This is a genomic window from Shewanella loihica PV-4, assembly GCF_000016065.1.
GTDB classification, from domain to species: domain Bacteria; phylum Pseudomonadota; class Gammaproteobacteria; order Enterobacterales; family Shewanellaceae; genus Shewanella; species Shewanella loihica.
On record NC_009092.1, the window covers coordinates 4,162,844 to 4,180,118 of the forward strand.

Sequence of the window (17,275 nt, forward strand, 5' to 3'; positions counted from 1 at the left end):
GACAGCTCCAGCGCGAGGCGCGAAAAGAATGCTTATGGCCGCTTGAGTCACGCGGCTTAGGCGCCTACAATGCCACTCCCGCACTTTTTCTAAATCCTAAGCTATGGCCGATATTGAGTATCGTAAAGGGGTAGCGCTCGCCATCTGCGCCTACTGCCTCTGGGGCTTTGCTCCCCTCTATTTTAAGCTGCTAAACCATGTGTCGGCGACCGAGATCCTGCTGCATCGCGTGATCTGGTCCTTCGTCTTCATGTTGATCTTGATGCAATTTATCGGTGGTTTCGCCAAGCTACGTGCCCTATTTAGGCAACCTAAACAGCTCGGGGTATTAGCGCTCACCTCGGTTCTGATCGCCGGCAACTGGTTGCTGTTCATCTGGGCGATCAACAATGATCATATGCTCGACGCCAGCCTAGGCTACTTCATCAACCCCCTTATTAACGTATTGCTGGGCATGGTGTTCCTACAGGAACGTCTGCGTAAGCTACAGTGGGCGGCCGTATCACTGGCCTGCGCCGGCGTACTGATCCAATTGATCTCTTTTGGCTCGATTCCTGTGGTGTCCCTGGGGCTTGCCGCCTCATTCGGCGTTTACGGCTTGCTGCGCAAGAAGGTCAATATCGACGCCAAGACGGGACTACTGGTCGAGACGGCCATCTTAGTGCCTGTGGCCCTGCTCTATCTGGCAATGAATCTCGATGACACCAGCATCCTGGAAAATAGCTGGCAGATGAACCTGCTGCTGATGGCGGCCGGGATCGTCACCTCGATTCCCCTGCTCTGCTTTGCTGGCGCCGCCACGCGTATCCCATTGTCTATGCTAGGCTTCTTCCAATATATTGGCCCCAGCATCATGTTTATCATGGCCGTCAGCCTGTTTAACGAACCCTTCGATCTCGAAAAGGGGATCACCTTCGCCTTCATCTGGAGCGCCCTGGTGATCTTTACCCTGGACCTGGCGTTAAAGAGTCGGCGTAAGCAGACTGGCTAACAAGGCCTCCGGCTGCTCCAGACTCAAGATCAACAGATAGCCCTCGGTCGTCGGCAAAACCAATACCTGGCCGTCGCCGGTGACCGACAGTAGGGCCTTATTTGTCCTGTCGCTGGCATCTGCCAGCTTAAACCACCCCAGCGAATAACCCGGCATGCCCACACCGTTGCTGCGATAGCTCAGTTTAGGCGCATCATCTTCTCCCAAGCTGACGATTTTAGCCTCAGCCGGCATCAGGCTTTGACGCGGTAACTCGACCCGGTAGAGGGGAATATCCACCAGCATAGTGCTTGGTGTTAGGCGAACGCTGGTATCATGGGCCTTGTAGAACACCCAGGAGAGCAGGCCCAATACGGCGATCACCATCCCCGCAGAGGCATATTTTGCCTTCTTAGGTAAGGGCTTCACCATCAGCAAGACTAGCACCAAGGCGACACCCAGCAGCATAGACAGGAAGATCCCGCTGGATGCCGAATCTAAGGTCGTAAGTTGAAAGACTTGAGTATCCATCTCTAAATATCCTCTTGAAACATTTGGGCATGCAAGCAGATCATCCCTGAGCCCAACCCTAACATGAACCGATAACTTGAGTGTGGCGCTCTCGACATATTATGTCAAGAGTCGTTGCTGTGAGTTAACTTGGACACACAAAAAGACCACCCCAAGGGTGGCCTCTTTCATCGGATGGGTTTAGCGTTATTGAAGATCTAAGGCGAGAATCTTCGACTTGCGCTGATAGTTATACAGCTGCTTCTTCTTGTTTGGCAGGGCATCGACCTCGACGATCTGGAAGCCATGCTCGAGGAACCAGTGAATGCTGCGGGTCGTCAGCGCAAACAGGCGAGCATAACCACGCACCTTGGCCTGACCTATGATGTTCTTCAGCAAGATGCTGCCGCGGTCGGCATCACGATAATCGGGATGCACCACCAGGCAGGCAAACTCTCCGGCATTGTCCTCCTCGAAGGGATAGAGGGCCGCGCAGCCGATCACTAGGCCATCACGCTCGATCAGCATAAACTGCTCTATCTCCATCTCCAGCTGCTCACGCGAGCGGCGCACCAAGACCCCAGCTTGCTCCAGCGGGCGGATGAGGTCCAAGACACCACCGATATCGGCAATGGTGGCTCTGCGCAGACGCTCGGCACTCTCGGTCACTATCTGGGTACCGATACCGTCACGGGAGAACAGCTCCTGCAGCAAGGCGCCATCATCGAGATAGCTGACGAAGTGGCAGCGGGCCACACCGTTACGACAGGCGTCTATGCTGGCCTGTAAGAAGGCCCGTGTTCCTACACACCAATTGTCTTCATCGGTCAGCTCAGACAAGATTCGCTGAGCATCGGTTGGCATCAGCTCGGCAATCACCTCGCCGTTGCTGTCGAGTATCCCCTCCTTGGCACTGAAACCTATCATCTTGTCGGCCTTGAGCTTCACCGCGATCTGGGTCGCGACCTCTTCGGCGGTCAGGTTAAAACACTCGCCGGTCACAGAGGCCGCCACCGGTCCCAGGAGCACTATGCCGTGGTTGTCCAGCTGACGCCTGAGGCCCGCAACATCGATACGTCTCACCTTGCCACTCAGGCAGTAGTCGACGCCGTTATCCACTCCTAAGGGCTGGGCTATCACGAAGTTACCGCTGACCACGTTGATCTGCGCCCCTTGCATCGGGGTATTGCTCAAACTCATCGACAGGCGCGCGGTAATGTCCAGCTGCAGACCGCCCACCACCTGCTTGATCACCCTGAAGGACTCTTCATCGCTGATGCGCACCCCGTTGTAATACTCAGGTGCAAGATTATGCGCGGCCAAGGCCTCATCGATTTGCGGTCTGGCGCCATGGACCAGCACTATCTTGATCCCAAGGCTGTGAAGCAGGGCGATATCGTTGATGATGGAGCGAAACTGACTCTGCGCCAGCGCCTCACCGCCCAACATGACCACAAATGTCTTGCCCCTGTGTGCATTCACATAGGAAGCAGAATGACGAAACCCCTCGACTAACTCAGTAGTGCGCACCCGCGTAACCTCAACAATAAATATGTGACAATATCGTCCCAGACGAATAACAAGCCGATTTTATTGCATTTAAATTCACATTAAAAGCATTTGTTGTCATCGAAAGCGATATTTTTTCATCACAAAGAGACAATCTGCTTAAGCATAGCAGAACAGATTAAGATCAGAGGCTTAGGTAGAGGTCGGAATCCGTCGGCACGCAGGGTTATCACCTGGGAACTTATCTAAAAAATAGAAATGAGCTGGCCAACGGCATGGGGAAATTTAGGGCAAAAAAAAGCCCCTGCTATGAGGGGCTTTTTCCAAAAAACGTGAATCAAGAATTACTTGATTTTCGCTTCTTTGTAGATAACGTGCTGACGGATAACGGGATCAAATTTCTTGATCTCCATCTTTTCAGGCATGTTACGCTTGTTTTTCTCAGTCGTGTAGAAGTGACCTGTTTTAGCGCTAGAAACTAGCTTGATCTTCTCACGGTTACCTTTAGCTTTAGCCATGGCTTATTACACCTTCTCGCCGCGGGCACGAAGTTCAGCAACAACAACTTCGATACCTTTCTTATCGATAATACGCATACCTTTAGTAGATACACGTAGCTGTACGAAACGCTTTTCGTCTTCTAACCAGAAACGGTGGTTCTGTAGGTTAGGTAAAAAACGACGACGAGTCGCGTTCTTAGCGTGCGAACGGTTGTTACCAACCATCGGCTTCTTGCCAGTAACTTGGCATACTCTTGACATGTCAATCTTCTCCAAAAACAATTTAACGCTCGAGCATTAATGTACCTCGAATATGGCCGTCGCCCGAGGCACACAAAGAGGGCGCATTTTATACAGGATCTAAAATCAAAGATCAAGGGATATTCAATCTATCCATCCCCTCTCTGCAAACGAAACTATCTCACGATCGCCTACAACCATATGGTCTAGCAGCGAAACATCTATAGTCGCCAACGCGTATTTCAATCGCTCAGTAATTCGCCGATCAGCATGACTGGGCTCAGCCCCCCCGGAAGGATGGTTGTGGCACACAATTACCGCTGCGGCTTTTTTCTCAAGCACTAGGCTTACCACTTCTCGTGGATAAACCGAGGCTGAATCTATGGTGCCACGGAACAATTCGACGAACTGAATCACCCTATGCTGACTATCGAGCAATAAGATGGCAAACACTTCGTAGGCACGATCCGCCAATTGTCTCATTAAATAGTCCCGAGTTAAATCAGGATCTGACAAAATCTTTCCTCTTTGTAGATTTTCTTGCGCGATCCGCTTGCTTAACTCGATGGCTGCCTGCAATTGAGCATACTTTACCGGGCCGATCCCCTGAATATCACACAGCTCACTCAAGGAGGCGCTAAACAGCGCCCTGAGGCCACCGAAGTGGGTTAACATGACTCTGGCCAGGGACACGGCGCTTTGCCCCTTGAGGCCGTTTCTAAGCAGCACCGCCAGCAACTCGGCATCGGAGAGCTGAGCGACACCACTGCGCAGCAGTTTTTCTCTGGGCCCCTCTCCCTGAGGCCAATCTTTGATTGCCATAAACACTCCTTGTCTCGGCGCCATCTGCACACCTAGGCTTTAGAGTATGGTCTAGTTTTTAAAAACTTGTATCCTCAACTTCGGCAGGATTGTGGTATGGTTAGCGGGCAAAATTAAACGCGATTAGTGATCAACATGAGTCTAACCAATAAAAAGATATTGCTGGGAATTGGCGGCGGCATTGCTGCTTATAAGTCTGCCGATCTGGTCCGCCGCCTGAAAGAACGCGGCGCCGATGTACGTGTCGTCATGAGCCAAAGCGCGCAAGAATTTATTACGCCGCTGACCCTGCAGGCACTGTCGGGACATCCCATTGCCACCGACCTGTTAGACCCGGCGGCCGAAGCCGCCATGGGGCATATCGAACTCGCCCGCTGGGCCGACTTAGTGTTGATCGCTCCGGCAACCGCCAACCTGATCGCCCGCATCAACGCCGGCATGGCCGATGAGTTAATCACCACCACCTGCCTGGCCACAGAAGCGCCTGTAGTGCTCTGCCCGGCGATGAATCAGCAGATGTATCGGAACGTCGCCACCCAGGAAAATCTGGACAACCTGAGAAAGCGTGGTCTCACCATCTGGGGACCGGCATCTGGTAGCCAGGCCTGTGGCGAAGTCGGCCCAGGCCGCATGGAGGAGCCTCTGGTGATCGCCGAGCGCGTCGAACACTTCTTTGCGCCAAAGCTGCTTCAGGGAATATCGATACTGCTGACGGCGGGCCCAACCCGCGAAGCAATCGACCCCGTGCGTTACATCTCTAATCACAGCTCGGGCAAGATGGGCTTTGCCCTAGCACGCGCGGCGGCCGAGATGGGCGCTAAGGTGACGCTGGTCTCCGGCCCGGTCAATCTTGAGACGCCGATGAATGTCAATCGCCTCAACGTCGCCTCGACCCAGGAGATGCTCGACGCCGTGATGCAGCAGGTACACCACAGCGATATCTTCATCGGCTGCGCTGCGGTCTGCGACTATCGCACCGCGGATATTGCCGACGAGAAAATTAAGAAATCTGCCACAGAGATGTCACTTGCGCTTGTACGCAATCCTGATATCTTAGCCACGGTCGCGGCCCATGAGGCACGTCCATTCACGGTAGGATTTGCCGCCGAGACCCAGGATGTAGACCATTACGCCAAAGACAAGTTGACCCGCAAGAAATTGGATATGATCGCCGCCAATGACGTATCCGACCCGGCCATCGGCTTCAACAGCGATAGCAATGCCTTGAAGGTTTTCTGGCAAGGAGGCGAGCACGCCCTGCCCGCCACAGATAAATATACCCTGGCGAAGCAACTACTCACCCTAATCGCACAGCAGATGAAGACAGCATGAAGACGCCCATAGAACTCAAGATCCTCGATTCTCGCATCGGCTCACAGTTTCCGCTTCCCGCCTACGCGACACCGGGCAGTGCCGGCATGGATCTGCGTGCCATGATAGAAACCACAATGGTGATTCAACCGGGTGAAACCCAGCTGATCCCAACCGGTATCGCCGTGCATGTGGCCGATCCCAGCCTGGCGGCCGTCATCCTGCCGCGCTCCGGCATGGGCCACAAACATGGCATAGTGCTGGGCAACCTGGTCGGTCTTATCGACTCTGACTATCAGGGTCCCCTGATGGTCTCTTGCTGGAACCGCAGCAACGAGCCTTTCACCTTGGAGATTGGCGATCGCCTGGCGCAACTGGTGTTTGTGCCTGTGGTACAAGCCGAATTTAAATTGGTCGACGAATTCGACACCTCAGATCGAGGCGAAGGCGGTTTCGGCCACTCGGGTACTCAATAGTTAGCTACCTATTAGCCAAATTCTCGATAACACGGCACTCACAACCTAGACACGCCGCATAGAATAATTAGAGAGTCATGGGCAGCGCCTGCCCATCGGCTCCTGTAGTAATTAAGTAAAGGATACTTAGATGGCTGCAAGCCCTAAAATCAACCGACGCGAACATATTCTTCAATGTCTGGCTACCATGCTAGAAACCAGTCCCGGTCAACGAATCACCACGGCAAAACTTGCCGCCGAGGTGGGCGTGTCTGAGGCGGCGCTCTATCGCCACTTTCCCAGCAAAGCGAGAATGTTCGAGGGGCTGATCGACTTTATCGAAGAATCGCTGCTATCGCGCATCAACCTCATCATGGATGAAGAGAAAGACACCATGAGACGCTGTCAGTTGCTGCTGCAACTCTTGCTGGTATTTGCCGAGCGCAACCCAGGGATCTCCCGCGTACTCAACGGCGACGCCCTGTTAGGCGAAAATGAGCGACTACGGAACCGTACCGGCCAGATCTTCTCCAAGGTTGAGACTCACCTGAAACAGATCCTCAGAGAGAAGACCTTGAGAGAAGGCAAAGGCTTTAACCTGGACGAGGCAATCCTGGCTAACCTACTGCTGGCCGTGGCCGAAGGCCGCATCGCCCAATTCGTGCGCAGCGACTTCAAAAACAAGCCCACAGAACACTTCGCCGAGCAGTGGCAGTTTATTCAGCAGCAGCTACTTCAGAGTTAACTAATATCAATAAAAACAGCGACCTGTAATACACTGGTCGCCGTGTTTTTCTAGACAAAAGTATTGCACTCGTAAATCCATTGTTTTACCCTCCTTGGCGCAACAAACCCACAAAAACTCTATAACAATTGCGCGTACAAGGATGTTATATGAAACTAATTCAGTCGTTTAGTTTAGCCTGCCTCTGCCTCATCAGTAGCCAAGTCACGGCTTCAAACAAAGATATTACCGAGCTTTTTAGCCGCTCAGCCGAATTTTCTAACGTGCAGATCTCCCCCGACGGAGACTACCTCAGCGCCATCACCTCCCACGAAGGTAAGCATATGCTGATGATTCTGGACGCCAAAACCAAGAAACCGACCAATGTGGTTCGCTTTCCGGACAACGCCCAGGTAGGGCAATACGTTTGGGTTAACAATGAGCGTGTCGTGCTGGCTAAGGAATACCTAAAAGGCTGGAGCGACCATCCCATCTATTATGGTGAGCTGATGGCTGTCAATGCCGATGGTTCTAAGCCAACCTATCTGTTCGGTTATAAAGGCGGTGAGCAACAAACGGGTTCTCGCATCAAGAAAAATACAGCGATACAAGCCACAGCCTATATTCTCGATCCTATGCCTGAAGATGATCGCTACATGCTCATCCAAGCGCTCCCTTGGGGCTCCGGCAGCGCAAACACAGTGGAGAATCTTCAGCAAGTTTATAGAGTCGATGTCTACAAGGGAACACGTAGAAAAATTGCGACCTCACCTATCTCCTACGCTCGATTTCTACCGGATCATGATGGCGAAGTTCGCTTTGTCAGTGGTACCCGCGACTACGTTAGTTCCCAGCTCTATTACCGCAAAGATGATGAATGGGTCGACACAGATAAGCTGAATTTAAATCTCGATGATATTACTCCTATCGCCTTCGGTGATGATGAGAACAGTGTCTATGTACTCGGCAGCGAAAACGGTAAACCTAAAGGGGTCTATTTAGTCGATATCAAGAGCGGTAAAAAGCAGCTTATTAGCCAGGACAAGGTAGTCGACCCGAGCAATGTGTGGATCAACCGCGTCAACAAACAACTCTACGCCGTAGAATATGAGAATGGCTACCCGACCTATGAGTTTGTCGATAATGATGAAAAACTGGCCACCACACTGAAACAGCTGCTCACCGCACTGCCTGGCCATCAGGTTCATCTCGTCAGCCAGACCAACGACATGAGCAAACTGATCATCAAGGCTTTCAACGATAGAAATCCTGGCGACTACTACATATTCGATGCCACCAGCAAGAAGCTTGAATATCTAGTCTCACAAAAGAAATGGTTAGATCCCGATAAGATGGCCGAGATGAAGCCAATCAGCTTTACCGCCAGAGACGGTAGAGTGATCAGTGGATATCTCACATTGCCCTATGGCAAAGAGGCTAAGAATCTGCCGCTCGTGGTCAATCCTCACGGCGGTCCACATGGTCCAAGAGACTGGTGGGGCTTTGACGACCAGAACCAGTTGATCGCTAGTCAAGGCGCCGCCGTGCTGCAAGTAAACTTCCGCGGGTCGGGCGGCTATGGTAAAGAATTTGAGCATGCTGGCCACCAGAAATGGGGCACGGAGATCCAGTACGATATTATCGATGCCACCAAATATGTCATCGAAAAAGGCTTTGTGGACAAAGAGCGAATCTGTATTGTCGGCGGCAGCTTTGGTGGATACTCGGCGCTACAAAGCCCAATCCTGGCACCGGATCTATTCAAGTGTGCCATAGGCTTCGCCGGTGTCTATGATCTCGAGTTGATGTTCAACGAAGGGGATGTACAAGGGCGCCGCGCGGGTGAACGTTACCTGAAGCAGGTACTAGGCGAGAACGAAGCCATGCTTGAGCAGATGTCGCCTAGCAAGAACGTCGACAAACTCAAAGTAAACTTGCTACTGGTGCATGGCGGTGAAGATGAGCGAGCGCCAATCGAACAGCTCGAAGCGCTGGAAGAAGGGCTCAAGAAACACAACTACCCTTATGAGAAACTGGTCATGGACGATGAGGGCCACGGCTTCTATAACGATGAACATAGGGCGAAATACTACCGTCAGATGATGAGCTTCCTCAAAGACAACCTTAAGCTCTAAACCCCTTAAATACCCCAAAAGCCGATTGCCACAATCGGCTTTTTTGTTAATCCCCTAGTATTTCTGGGTATAAATTACCCGCAATTCAGGGTATCCTCCCTGACCCGCCGCCCTATGTTTACTGGCGCCGGACAGGCTATAATGAATATCTTAAAGGTTAATTTGTTAAAAACATTAGTAAATTAACCTTACTGAATAGACCACTATCTGATGGTGGAGGACACGATGGCATTAAGTGAAGCAGCAAAGCAGGTGCAAACTGCATTATTAGAGCGTGGTCTTGAGACGCCCATGGTCCCGTGCGGACTGAGTAGCGAGGCGCGCAAAGAGAAGATTGAGCACCATATGCGCGAGATCTTAACCTTAATGTCACTGGATCTGCGCGACGACAGCCTGGTCGAGACCCCTAAGCGTATCGCCAAGATGTATGTGGATGAGATCTTCTCGGGCCTGGACTACGAGAACTTTCCCAAGATCACGGTTATCGAAAACAAGATGGGCTTCGATGAGATGGTCAAGGTCAACGACATCAGCCTCACCAGCACCTGTGAGCACCACCTGGTGACCATAGACGGCGTCGCTACCGTGGCCTACCTGCCGCGCAAAAACATCATAGGCCTGTCTAAGATCAACCGTATCGTGCGCTTCTTTGCCCAGCGCCCTCAGGTGCAAGAGCGCCTAACACAACAGGTATTGGTGGCGCTACAGACACTGCTTGAGACCAAAGATGTAGCGGTCAAGATGGATGCGGTGCATTACTGCGTCAAATCACGCGGCGTGATGGACTCTACCAGCACCACGACCACCACGGCCCTGGGCGGCATCTTCAAGTCAAACCCAGCCACCCGCGCCGAGTTCCTAAGCAATTAAGCCAATGGCTTTAAGCGAGCTCCACTCAATAAAAAACGCTGCCTAGGCAGCGTTTTTTTGTTTCACGACAATTGATATCGATTAGATACCGTATTGGTCGCGATAGGCGCTTACCGACGCCAACTGATCTTCCATGCCAGGTTTTTCCGACAGGTAGTTGATCAGATCTTCCAGCTTGATGATAGAGACGATATTGCAGCCAAAGTCGCGCTCGACTTCCTGAATAGCCGACAGCTCGCCCTTGCCTTTCTCCTGACGATCCAGCGCAATCAACACGCCCGCCAGCTCGGCATTGTGTGCCTCGATGATCTCCATCGATTCGCGAATCGCAGTCCCTGCGGTGATCACATCGTCCACCAGCATCACGCGGCCCTTAAGCTCGCTGCCCACCAGGCTGCCACCCTCGCCGTGATCTTTCTTCTCCTTACGGTTAAAGCAGTAAGGCATATCGATATCATGGTGATCGCACAGAGCCACCGCCGTGGTGGTCGCGATAGGAATCCCTTTGTAGGCCGGGCCAAACAGCAGGTCATACTCGATACCCGAATCCACCAGCGCCGCCGCGTAGAAGCGACCCAGACGCGCTAGATCACGCCCGGTGTTAAACAGGCCGGCATTAAAGAAGTAAGGGCTAGTGCGGCCTGACTTTAACGTAAATTCGCCAAAACGTAATACCTGACGCTCAAGGGCAAACTCAATAAACTCACGTTGATAGGCTTTCACAATCTCTCCTTTTTAAAATGTAAGGGTACGCTCAATTCGATTTAAAAAAAGGACCCCGTAGGGTCCTGATCAAAAAATAATGATTAACTCAATGCCGCCTTCTGCACATCGACGATCTCGCGAATGCCGTGCTTGGCCAGATCCAGCAAGCTGAGTAGCTCTTCATGACTAAAGGGTTCACCCTCGGCAGTGCCCTGGATCTCGATGATCTTACCGGTTTCTGTCATCACCACGTTCATGTCGGTCTCGGCGGCGCTATCTTCCACATACTCAAGATCGCAGATAGGCTCACCCTTGTAGATGCCTACGCTGACGGCGGCAATCAAAAACTTAAGTGGGTTGGTCTTAATCAGTCCCTTACCACGAGCCCAGTTGAGCGCATCAACCAGGGCTACACAGGCACCGGTAATGGCAGCGGTGCGGGTACCACCATCGGCCTGAATCACGTCACAGTCGATCACGATAGTGTTTTCACCCAGTGCCTTCATGTCTACCGCTGCGCGTAGAGCGCGGCCGATTAGACGCTGGATCTCCTGGGTACGGCCAGACTGCTTACCACGGGCAGCCTCGCGATCCATACGGCTGTGGGTCGAGCGTGGCAACATGCCATATTCGGCGGTTACCCAACCTTGGCCCTGACCTTTCAGGAAGCGTGGCACCCCTTCGGTGAAGCTCGCGGTGCACAGCACCTTAGTTTCGCCAAATTCGATTAATACAGAACCTTCTGCATGGGCAGTGAACTGTCGCGTAATGGTTACCGGACGAGATTGAGCTGGGGTTCTGTCACTTGGGCGCATTGGCATTTCCTGTTTGAAATAGAGATAAGCAGATTTGGCTGCATATTATAGGGGCTTGCGCGCTTCGATGCCATGTTAATCATGACCCAAAGCGTAAAGGGAGGAGAGTTTGCTTTAACCCTGCATCTCATCAGACTATAATCCAAGGTCACTAAATCGATTTAAACTATTGGAATTACCCATGATCCAAAGCATGACAGCCTATGCTCGCATCGAGCACAAAGCACAATGGGGCACCGCCTCCTGGGAGATCCGCTCGGTCAATCAACGTTACCTTGAAACCTACCTGCGACTGCCAGAACAGCTGCGCAGCCTGGAGCCTGTCCTCAGAGACCGTCTGCGTAAACGTTTAAATCGCGGCAAGATTGAGGTCAACCTGCGCTACGATCTTGGCGAAGAAAAGAATAACGACCTGCAACTCAATCAGGCGCTGGCCAGCCAGATCATTCAGGCGGCCAACTGGGTCAAGCAGGAAGCCGGTCAAGGCGAGATCAACATAGTCGACGTGCTGCGCTGGCCGGGCGTAATGTCAGGCAGCGAGCAGGACATGGATGCCATAGGCAAAGAGCTACTGTCCGCCTTCGACAGCGCGGTCGATCAGTTTATCGAGGCCCGTGGCCGCGAAGGCGACGCCATCAAGACCATGCTAGAGACGCGTCTAGAGGCCATCGAGGGCCAGGTCGCTATCGTTCGCCAGCACATGCCTACCGTGATGCAGTGGCAGCGCGACAAGCTCACCAACCGTTTAGCCGAGATCCAGGGCGAATTGGATCCCGCTCGTCTAGAGCAGGAGATGGTGCTACTGGCGCAGAAGATGGATGTCGCCGAAGAGATGGACAGACTCGACGCCCACGTCGCCGAGACCCGCCGCATCCTCAAGAAAGGCGGCGCCCAGGGCCGACGCTTAGACTTCATGATGCAGGAGTTTAACCGCGAGTCCAACACCCTGGCCTCCAAGTCCATCAGCTCAGAGGTCACCGCCGCCGCGGTCGAACTCAAAGTGCTTATCGAGCAGATGCGCGAGCAGATCCAGAACGTCGAGTAAACTCAATAAAATGCAAGCTCTAGCTTTATTCCAAGCTAGAGCTTTTCTCCATTCCCTCCGAAATAAATCGTGTCACTTCCTCGATACGACCTCCCCAATTTGTGACTTATAGTCCGTAGACTGATAAGTCACACCGATTCAAGATGCAAATCATATCCCACTGATATTTAGACATAATCATGAATGTGATTTTGAGCCGTTTCGGACAAAGACTAAAACAAATACGAACTCAACAAAGATTAAGCCAAGAACAGCTAGCTGAAATCTGCGAACTAGATCGAACATATATCAGTGGTATAGAACGTGGCGTTCGTAATGTTGCACTAATTAATATCGTAAAATTAGCCAATGGTTTAAAGGTAAGCGCCTCATCTCTACTTGAATTTGATGTTGAGACCAAACATGACTAGGCGTGCTTTTTATTCAGCTCCACTTAATGAGTTTCTATTAGAAAATCCCCAAGCTATTTTAGGCAAAATATCGCAACTCCATACCCAAGATATTAAGCATCACCAAACCTCCGCATGGACAGTGCAAATTGCTGCAATTCAAACTGCTTTGGTCAACATCCCATCTGATAAAGGCTGGGTATTCTTTGAGTTTCTTATCCCTCGAATGGGTCGTCGTGCAGATGTAGTCCTCATTTATTCTGGCATTATATTTGTGCTGGAATTTAAAATTGGTGCATCTAATTATCTATCCCAAGATCTCCGCCAAACTCATGGCTATGCATTAGATTTAAAAAACTTTCACAGAGGAAGTCATGGTAAATGTATTGTTCCTATTCTAGTAGCGACCGCGACAGAAAACTCATTTAGCGACATCTGCTTCGCGGCAGATTATGTTGCTTCGCCAATATGCATTAATATTGCTCAACTACATCAAACCATCACCCAAATATCCATTCAGCACAAACAACCTGATTTTAGGGGAGATGAATGGGCTAAGACGGGATATATGCCAACACCAACAATTGTCGAAGCCGCTCAAGCTTTATACGCATCTCACAATGTAGAAGACATTGCTCGAAATGAAGCCGACAATCAAAACTTAGGCAAAACTTGCAATGAATTAATCAAACTAATTCACCAGTCTCGAACACAAAAATCAAAAGCTATCTGCTTTGTAACCGGAGTTCCAGGCGCGGGGAAAACATTGATAGGTGTTAATCTTGCCAACGCTCATTCCATTCCCGAAGAAGATGAGTATTCGGTATTCTTAAGCGGTAATGGTCCTCTAGTGACTGTATTACAAGAAGCATTGGCTAATGATGCTTCCAAGCGAACAAACTCTACAAAAGCTAGAGAACGGCAGAAAACCAGTCAGTTTATTCAAAATATTCATCGTTTTAGAGATGAGGCTCTGGATGGCTCAATACCGCCAGAAAAAGTAGTAATCTTTGATGAAGCACAACGAGCATGGAATCTAGAGCAAACCTCCAAATTCATGCAAACTAAACGCGGTTATCTCAACTTCAATCAATCAGAACCTGAATTTCTCATATCGGTCATGGATAGACATCAAGATTGGGCTGTGATTATTGCGCTTATTGGAGGTGGACAAGAGATAAACACTGGTGAGGCTGGGTTGAGAGGCTGGTTAGACGCTCTTGAAAACCGCTTCGCTAACTGGAATGTATACTGCTCACCGAACATACTTACTAGTAATTATATCTCTACAGATGTTTCGCCTGATCATTTAGAAAACGTGAACATCTTACCAAACCTGCACTTAGCAACTTCAATGCGATCTTTCAGAGCTGAGAAACTATCTGACTTCGTACACCATGTTATCGCTGGTGATGGAAAAAAAGCTAAGGAATTAAGCGACCAATTACAGCAGGTATACCCACTAAAAATCACCCGAGATTTAAATAAAGCCAAAAAATGGCTACGAACTCAAACTCGAGCAAATGAAAGCAAAGGGCTTCTCGCCTCCTCCAATGCTATTCGTCTAAAAGCTGAAGGAATACATGTTAAAAATCGCTTTGACCCAGCAGCATGGTATTTAAATCCTCAAGAGGATATCCGCTCATGCCATTTTCTCGAGGATTGCGCGACAGAGTTTGATATCCAAGGCCTAGAACTAGATTGGTGCCTAGTAGGTTGGGATGCCGATTACCGTCATAACGGTGATAAGTTTGAACATTGGAAATTTAAAGGAACAAAATGGCAAAATCGCAACAAAGATGAGGACAAACGCTACCTTGAAAATGCTTATCGAGTTCTGTTAACTAGAGCAAGACAAGGAATGGTGATATTTATTCCAGAAGGAACCGATATTGATTCAACAAGAAAAAAATCACTCTACTTACATACGTATCAATATCTGCTGGATTGTGGCTTTAAAATGATTTAGCCGCAATCTCACCATTCCCTTAATTGCTTCATCACGTTTAGCCTTTCGCTTTACACAACTCAGGCTCTAAAAAAGCGCATCGATTATGAACTTAGTCCCTATTAGGCACAATTTTTCTAGCAAAAATGGAGACCCCATGTCACAACGGAGTAAATGGCCTCAATTACTAGTGATTCTTATCGCTCTGGCCCTGCTTATCCCTGGACTCAGCCTACCTATGCTGAGCCTTGATGGCCAGGCGGACAAATCTAAATTTGCCCAGACAAGCATAGAACTGATGACAGAAGACGGTGAGATGCGCGGACTGCTGGGGTCTGTATCCGCCTTTCTCGGCTTTAACGAGCTTGAGGGTCAGGTGGAGATATATCGCAAGCACCGCAGCATACTGGGGACGGTGCAAGATCTAATGCAAAGCGGTAACCTGCTGGTCGGCATCATGATAGCCACTTTCTCGGTGATCATTCCCACCCTTAAGCTATTGGCGCAGGCGGTACTGGTTTTCGCACGTGGCAGCACGGCTACCCTGCTCACACGCCTTATCGATGCCATCGGCAAGTGGAGCATGGCCGATGTATTTGTGGTGGCCATCATTGTCAGCTACCTCGCAGGTAACGCCGAGGATCAGATGGGTGAGCTAATCATAATGCACGCCCAGCTCGAAATCGGCTTCTGGTTTTTCACTGGTTACTGCCTGTTTGCCATCGCTTCCAACATCATGATGAGCAAACCTAAAACCACCTCGGCCTAACCCGGCAACTTGAAAGAGAAAAATTCAGTCTGAGCCGAGCGATACTCAAGAGATCTAACGCAATAAAAAAGCCCCCTTATTGTTATAACGCAATAGGGGGCTTTGTTCGATATAGGCAGGCTAAACCCTTAACCCCCACATATCGAAGGTCTCCTTGCAGAGCTGCTCCCTAAAATCGGGGTGGGCGATATCGATCAACGCCCGGGCGCGCTCTCGCAATGACTTGCCGCGCAAATTAGCCGCGCCATATTCTGTGACTATGTAGTGCACATGGGCACGGGTGGTGACCACACCGGCTCCGGGAGAGAGTACCGAGGCGATACGCGACACCTTGCCGCCCGCCGCCGTGCTGGGCAGGGCGATCACCGAGCGGCCCCCTTCCGACAGGCCTGCTCCGCGGATAAAGTCCATCTGGCCACCAACACCGGAATAGATACGGGTGCCTAGAGAGTCGGCGCAGATCTGTCCCGAGATATCCACCTGCAGCGCCGAGTTAATCGCCATCACATTAGGGTTCTTACGAATGATCGAAGTGTCGTTGACCTGTTCAATATCCATGAAGATCACAGAGGGGTTATCGTCCACATAGTCATACAGTCGCTGACTGCCCAGGGCGAAACCTGTGACCAGCTTGCCTGGATGCACCTTCTTGCGACTGTTGTTGATCACCCCCTGCTCGACCAGATTCAACACCCCATCGGAAAACAGCTCTGTATGTACCCCAAGGTCTTTATGCTCAGTGAGGCAGGAGAGTACGGCATCTGGGATGGCGCCTATGCCCATCTGCAGGCAGTCGCCGTCGCGCACCAACTTGGCGACGTGCCGGCCTATGGCCAAACTGGTCTCGTCGCTGGCCGCCAGCGGATGTTGTGGCAGCGGCATGCTCTGCTCGAACACGGCGGCAAACTTGTCGTAATGGATGAAGCCATCACCATGGGTGCGTGGCATACAGGGGTTGATATGGGCGATGATCTTGCCCGCCACCTGACAGGCCGCCAGCGTCGCCTCCACAGATATTCCGAGCGAACAGATACCATGCTTATCCGGCGGCGATACCTGAACGATCGCCGTGTCTATGGGCTGCTCGCCAGAGCGGAACAGCTTAGGCACCTCGGAGAGAAAGATGGGCACATAATCGGCGTCCCCCTGCTGCAGCAGCAGGCGGGTCGGCAGACCACCGAAGAAACAGCGATGACGCAGATGGCCTTTGAGGCGTGGATCGCTGAGGGACTCGGCACATTCGGTATGCAGTTGCAACAGAGTCAGGTCTTGCCGGGTCAGGGCATGCTCGGCCAAGGCATCGAGTAAAAGCTTAGGGGTGGCGCCCATGGAATGGGTCCAGAGGGTCTCACCGCTCTGGATCAGGGCAACGGCTTCTCGCGCAGTATTACAGATAATGGGTGGCATCTATCTCACCTATAGTCGGAAAACTGAGTGCAGTGTACGAACTAACTTAACGCTTTGATAGCAAACTTATCAATGAGTTCACCTTAAGTTGATCTTGAGCAAGTGAGTGTCTATTCGGCATAAGATAAATACGCCGATGGCCACAAAAAAG

18 protein-coding genes are annotated in these 17,275 nt (G+C 51.1%); 10 read left to right on the forward strand and 8 right to left on the reverse strand.

Annotated elements, in window-relative coordinates; translation table 11 throughout:
• The first annotated feature begins 103 nt into the window (after nucleotides 1-103).
• Nucleotides 104-991: an EamA family transporter RarD gene (gene rarD / locus SHEW_RS18025; RefSeq protein ID WP_011867272.1), complete on the forward strand. Its 888-nt coding sequence runs from the start codon at nucleotides 104-106 to the stop codon at nucleotides 989-991.
• Here the strand turns inward: rarD and SHEW_RS18030 are convergent.
• The 5 genes from SHEW_RS18030 to radC all read right to left on the reverse strand — a co-directional run bounded on the left by SHEW_RS18030 (nucleotide 962) and on the right by radC (nucleotide 4,551).
• Nucleotides 962-1,501: a hypothetical protein gene (locus tag SHEW_RS18030; RefSeq protein WP_011867273.1), complete on the reverse strand. Its 540-nt coding sequence runs from the start codon at nucleotides 1,499-1,501 to the stop codon at nucleotides 962-964. The two genes, rarD and SHEW_RS18030, sit on opposite strands and share 30 nt — an antisense overlap.
• A gap of 186 nt (nucleotides 1,502-1,687) precedes the next feature.
• The gene (gene argA / locus SHEW_RS18035) at nucleotides 1,688-3,010 is read right to left on the reverse strand and encodes an amino-acid N-acetyltransferase (protein WP_011867274.1); all 1,323 of its coding nucleotides are present in this window, start codon (nucleotides 3,008-3,010) and stop codon (nucleotides 1,688-1,690) included.
• Nucleotides 3,011-3,333: 323 nt separating this feature from the next.
• Complete coding sequence (gene rpmG, locus SHEW_RS18040; RefSeq protein ID WP_007651290.1) at nucleotides 3,334-3,507, reverse strand: 50S ribosomal protein L33; 174 nt, start codon at nucleotides 3,505-3,507, stop codon at nucleotides 3,334-3,336.
• 6 nt (nucleotides 3,508-3,513) lie between these two features.
• Nucleotides 3,514-3,750, reverse strand: coding sequence for a 50S ribosomal protein L28 (gene rpmB, locus SHEW_RS18045; RefSeq protein ID WP_011867275.1), 237 nt, complete (start codon nucleotides 3,748-3,750; stop codon nucleotides 3,514-3,516).
• A 123-nt stretch (nucleotides 3,751-3,873) separates the two neighbouring features.
• A complete protein-coding gene (gene radC, locus SHEW_RS18050) occupies nucleotides 3,874-4,551 on the reverse strand; it encodes a RadC family protein (protein WP_041406764.1) in 678 nt (225 codons plus the stop codon).
• A gap of 135 nt (nucleotides 4,552-4,686) precedes the next feature.
• Here radC and coaBC point away from each other — a divergent pair, with 135 nt between their 5' ends.
• The 5 genes from coaBC (at nucleotide 4,687) to folE (ending at nucleotide 10,046) form a co-directional block, all read left to right on the forward strand.
• A complete protein-coding gene (coaBC, locus tag SHEW_RS18055; protein ID WP_011867277.1) occupies nucleotides 4,687-5,883 on the forward strand; it encodes a bifunctional phosphopantothenoylcysteine decarboxylase/phosphopantothenate--cysteine ligase CoaBC in 1,197 nt (398 codons plus the stop codon).
• Nucleotides 5,880-6,338, forward strand: coding sequence for a dUTP diphosphatase (gene dut / locus SHEW_RS18060; protein ID WP_011867278.1), 459 nt, complete (start codon nucleotides 5,880-5,882; stop codon nucleotides 6,336-6,338). The genes coaBC and dut overlap by 4 nt, the downstream gene beginning before the upstream one ends.
• Nucleotides 6,339-6,468: 130 nt before the next feature.
• Nucleotides 6,469-7,062, forward strand: a complete 594-nt coding sequence (slmA, locus tag SHEW_RS18065; protein ID WP_011867279.1) for a nucleoid occlusion factor SlmA — start codon at nucleotides 6,469-6,471, stop codon at nucleotides 7,060-7,062.
• Between the two features lie 149 nt (nucleotides 7,063-7,211).
• Entirely contained in the window at nucleotides 7,212-9,176 is a 1,965-nt protein-coding gene (locus tag SHEW_RS18070; RefSeq protein ID WP_011867280.1) for an alpha/beta hydrolase family protein, read from the forward strand.
• Nucleotides 9,177-9,401: 225 nt separating this feature from the next.
• Nucleotides 9,402-10,046 carry a GTP cyclohydrolase I FolE gene (folE, locus tag SHEW_RS18075; protein WP_011867281.1) on the forward strand — a complete coding sequence of 215 codons (645 nt, stop codon included), beginning with the start codon at nucleotides 9,402-9,404 and terminating at the stop codon, nucleotides 10,044-10,046.
• Between the two features lie 81 nt (nucleotides 10,047-10,127).
• Here the strand turns inward: folE and pyrE are convergent, their stop codons facing one another.
• The gene (gene pyrE, locus SHEW_RS18080) at nucleotides 10,128-10,769 is read right to left on the reverse strand and encodes an orotate phosphoribosyltransferase (protein WP_011867282.1); all 642 of its coding nucleotides are present in this window, start codon (nucleotides 10,767-10,769) and stop codon (nucleotides 10,128-10,130) included.
• A gap of 83 nt (nucleotides 10,770-10,852) precedes the next feature.
• Entirely contained in the window at nucleotides 10,853-11,566 is a 714-nt protein-coding gene (rph, locus tag SHEW_RS18085) for a ribonuclease PH (RefSeq protein WP_011867283.1), read from the reverse strand.
• Between the two features lie 181 nt (nucleotides 11,567-11,747).
• Between rph and SHEW_RS18090 the strand changes: the two genes are divergently transcribed.
• The 4 genes from SHEW_RS18090 to SHEW_RS18100 all read left to right on the forward strand — a co-directional run bounded on the left by SHEW_RS18090 (nucleotide 11,748) and on the right by SHEW_RS18100 (nucleotide 15,717).
• Nucleotides 11,748-12,611 carry a YicC/YloC family endoribonuclease gene (locus tag SHEW_RS18090; RefSeq protein ID WP_011867284.1) on the forward strand — a complete coding sequence of 288 codons (864 nt, stop codon included), beginning with the start codon at nucleotides 11,748-11,750 and terminating at the stop codon, nucleotides 12,609-12,611.
• Between the two features lie 179 nt (nucleotides 12,612-12,790).
• Nucleotides 12,791-13,021 carry a helix-turn-helix domain-containing protein gene (locus tag SHEW_RS20470; protein WP_011867285.1) on the forward strand — a complete coding sequence of 77 codons (231 nt, stop codon included), beginning with the start codon at nucleotides 12,791-12,793 and terminating at the stop codon, nucleotides 13,019-13,021.
• Nucleotides 13,014-14,969, forward strand: coding sequence for a DUF2075 domain-containing protein (locus tag SHEW_RS18095; RefSeq protein WP_011867286.1), 1,956 nt, complete (start codon nucleotides 13,014-13,016; stop codon nucleotides 14,967-14,969). The genes SHEW_RS20470 and SHEW_RS18095 overlap by 8 nt, the downstream gene beginning before the upstream one ends.
• A gap of 136 nt (nucleotides 14,970-15,105) precedes the next feature.
• Nucleotides 15,106-15,717 (forward strand): paraquat-inducible protein A, encoded by a 612-nt coding sequence (locus tag SHEW_RS18100; RefSeq protein WP_011867287.1) that lies wholly within the window; start codon nucleotides 15,106-15,108, stop codon nucleotides 15,715-15,717.
• A gap of 120 nt (nucleotides 15,718-15,837) precedes the next feature.
• On the opposite strand, the gene SHEW_RS18105 is transcribed toward SHEW_RS18100, so the two are convergent.
• On the reverse strand, nucleotides 15,838-17,124 hold the full coding sequence (locus SHEW_RS18105) for an acetyl-CoA hydrolase/transferase family protein (RefSeq protein WP_011867288.1): 1,287 nt from the start codon (nucleotides 17,122-17,124) through the stop codon (nucleotides 15,838-15,840).
• Between the last annotated feature and the right edge of the window lie 151 nt (nucleotides 17,125-17,275).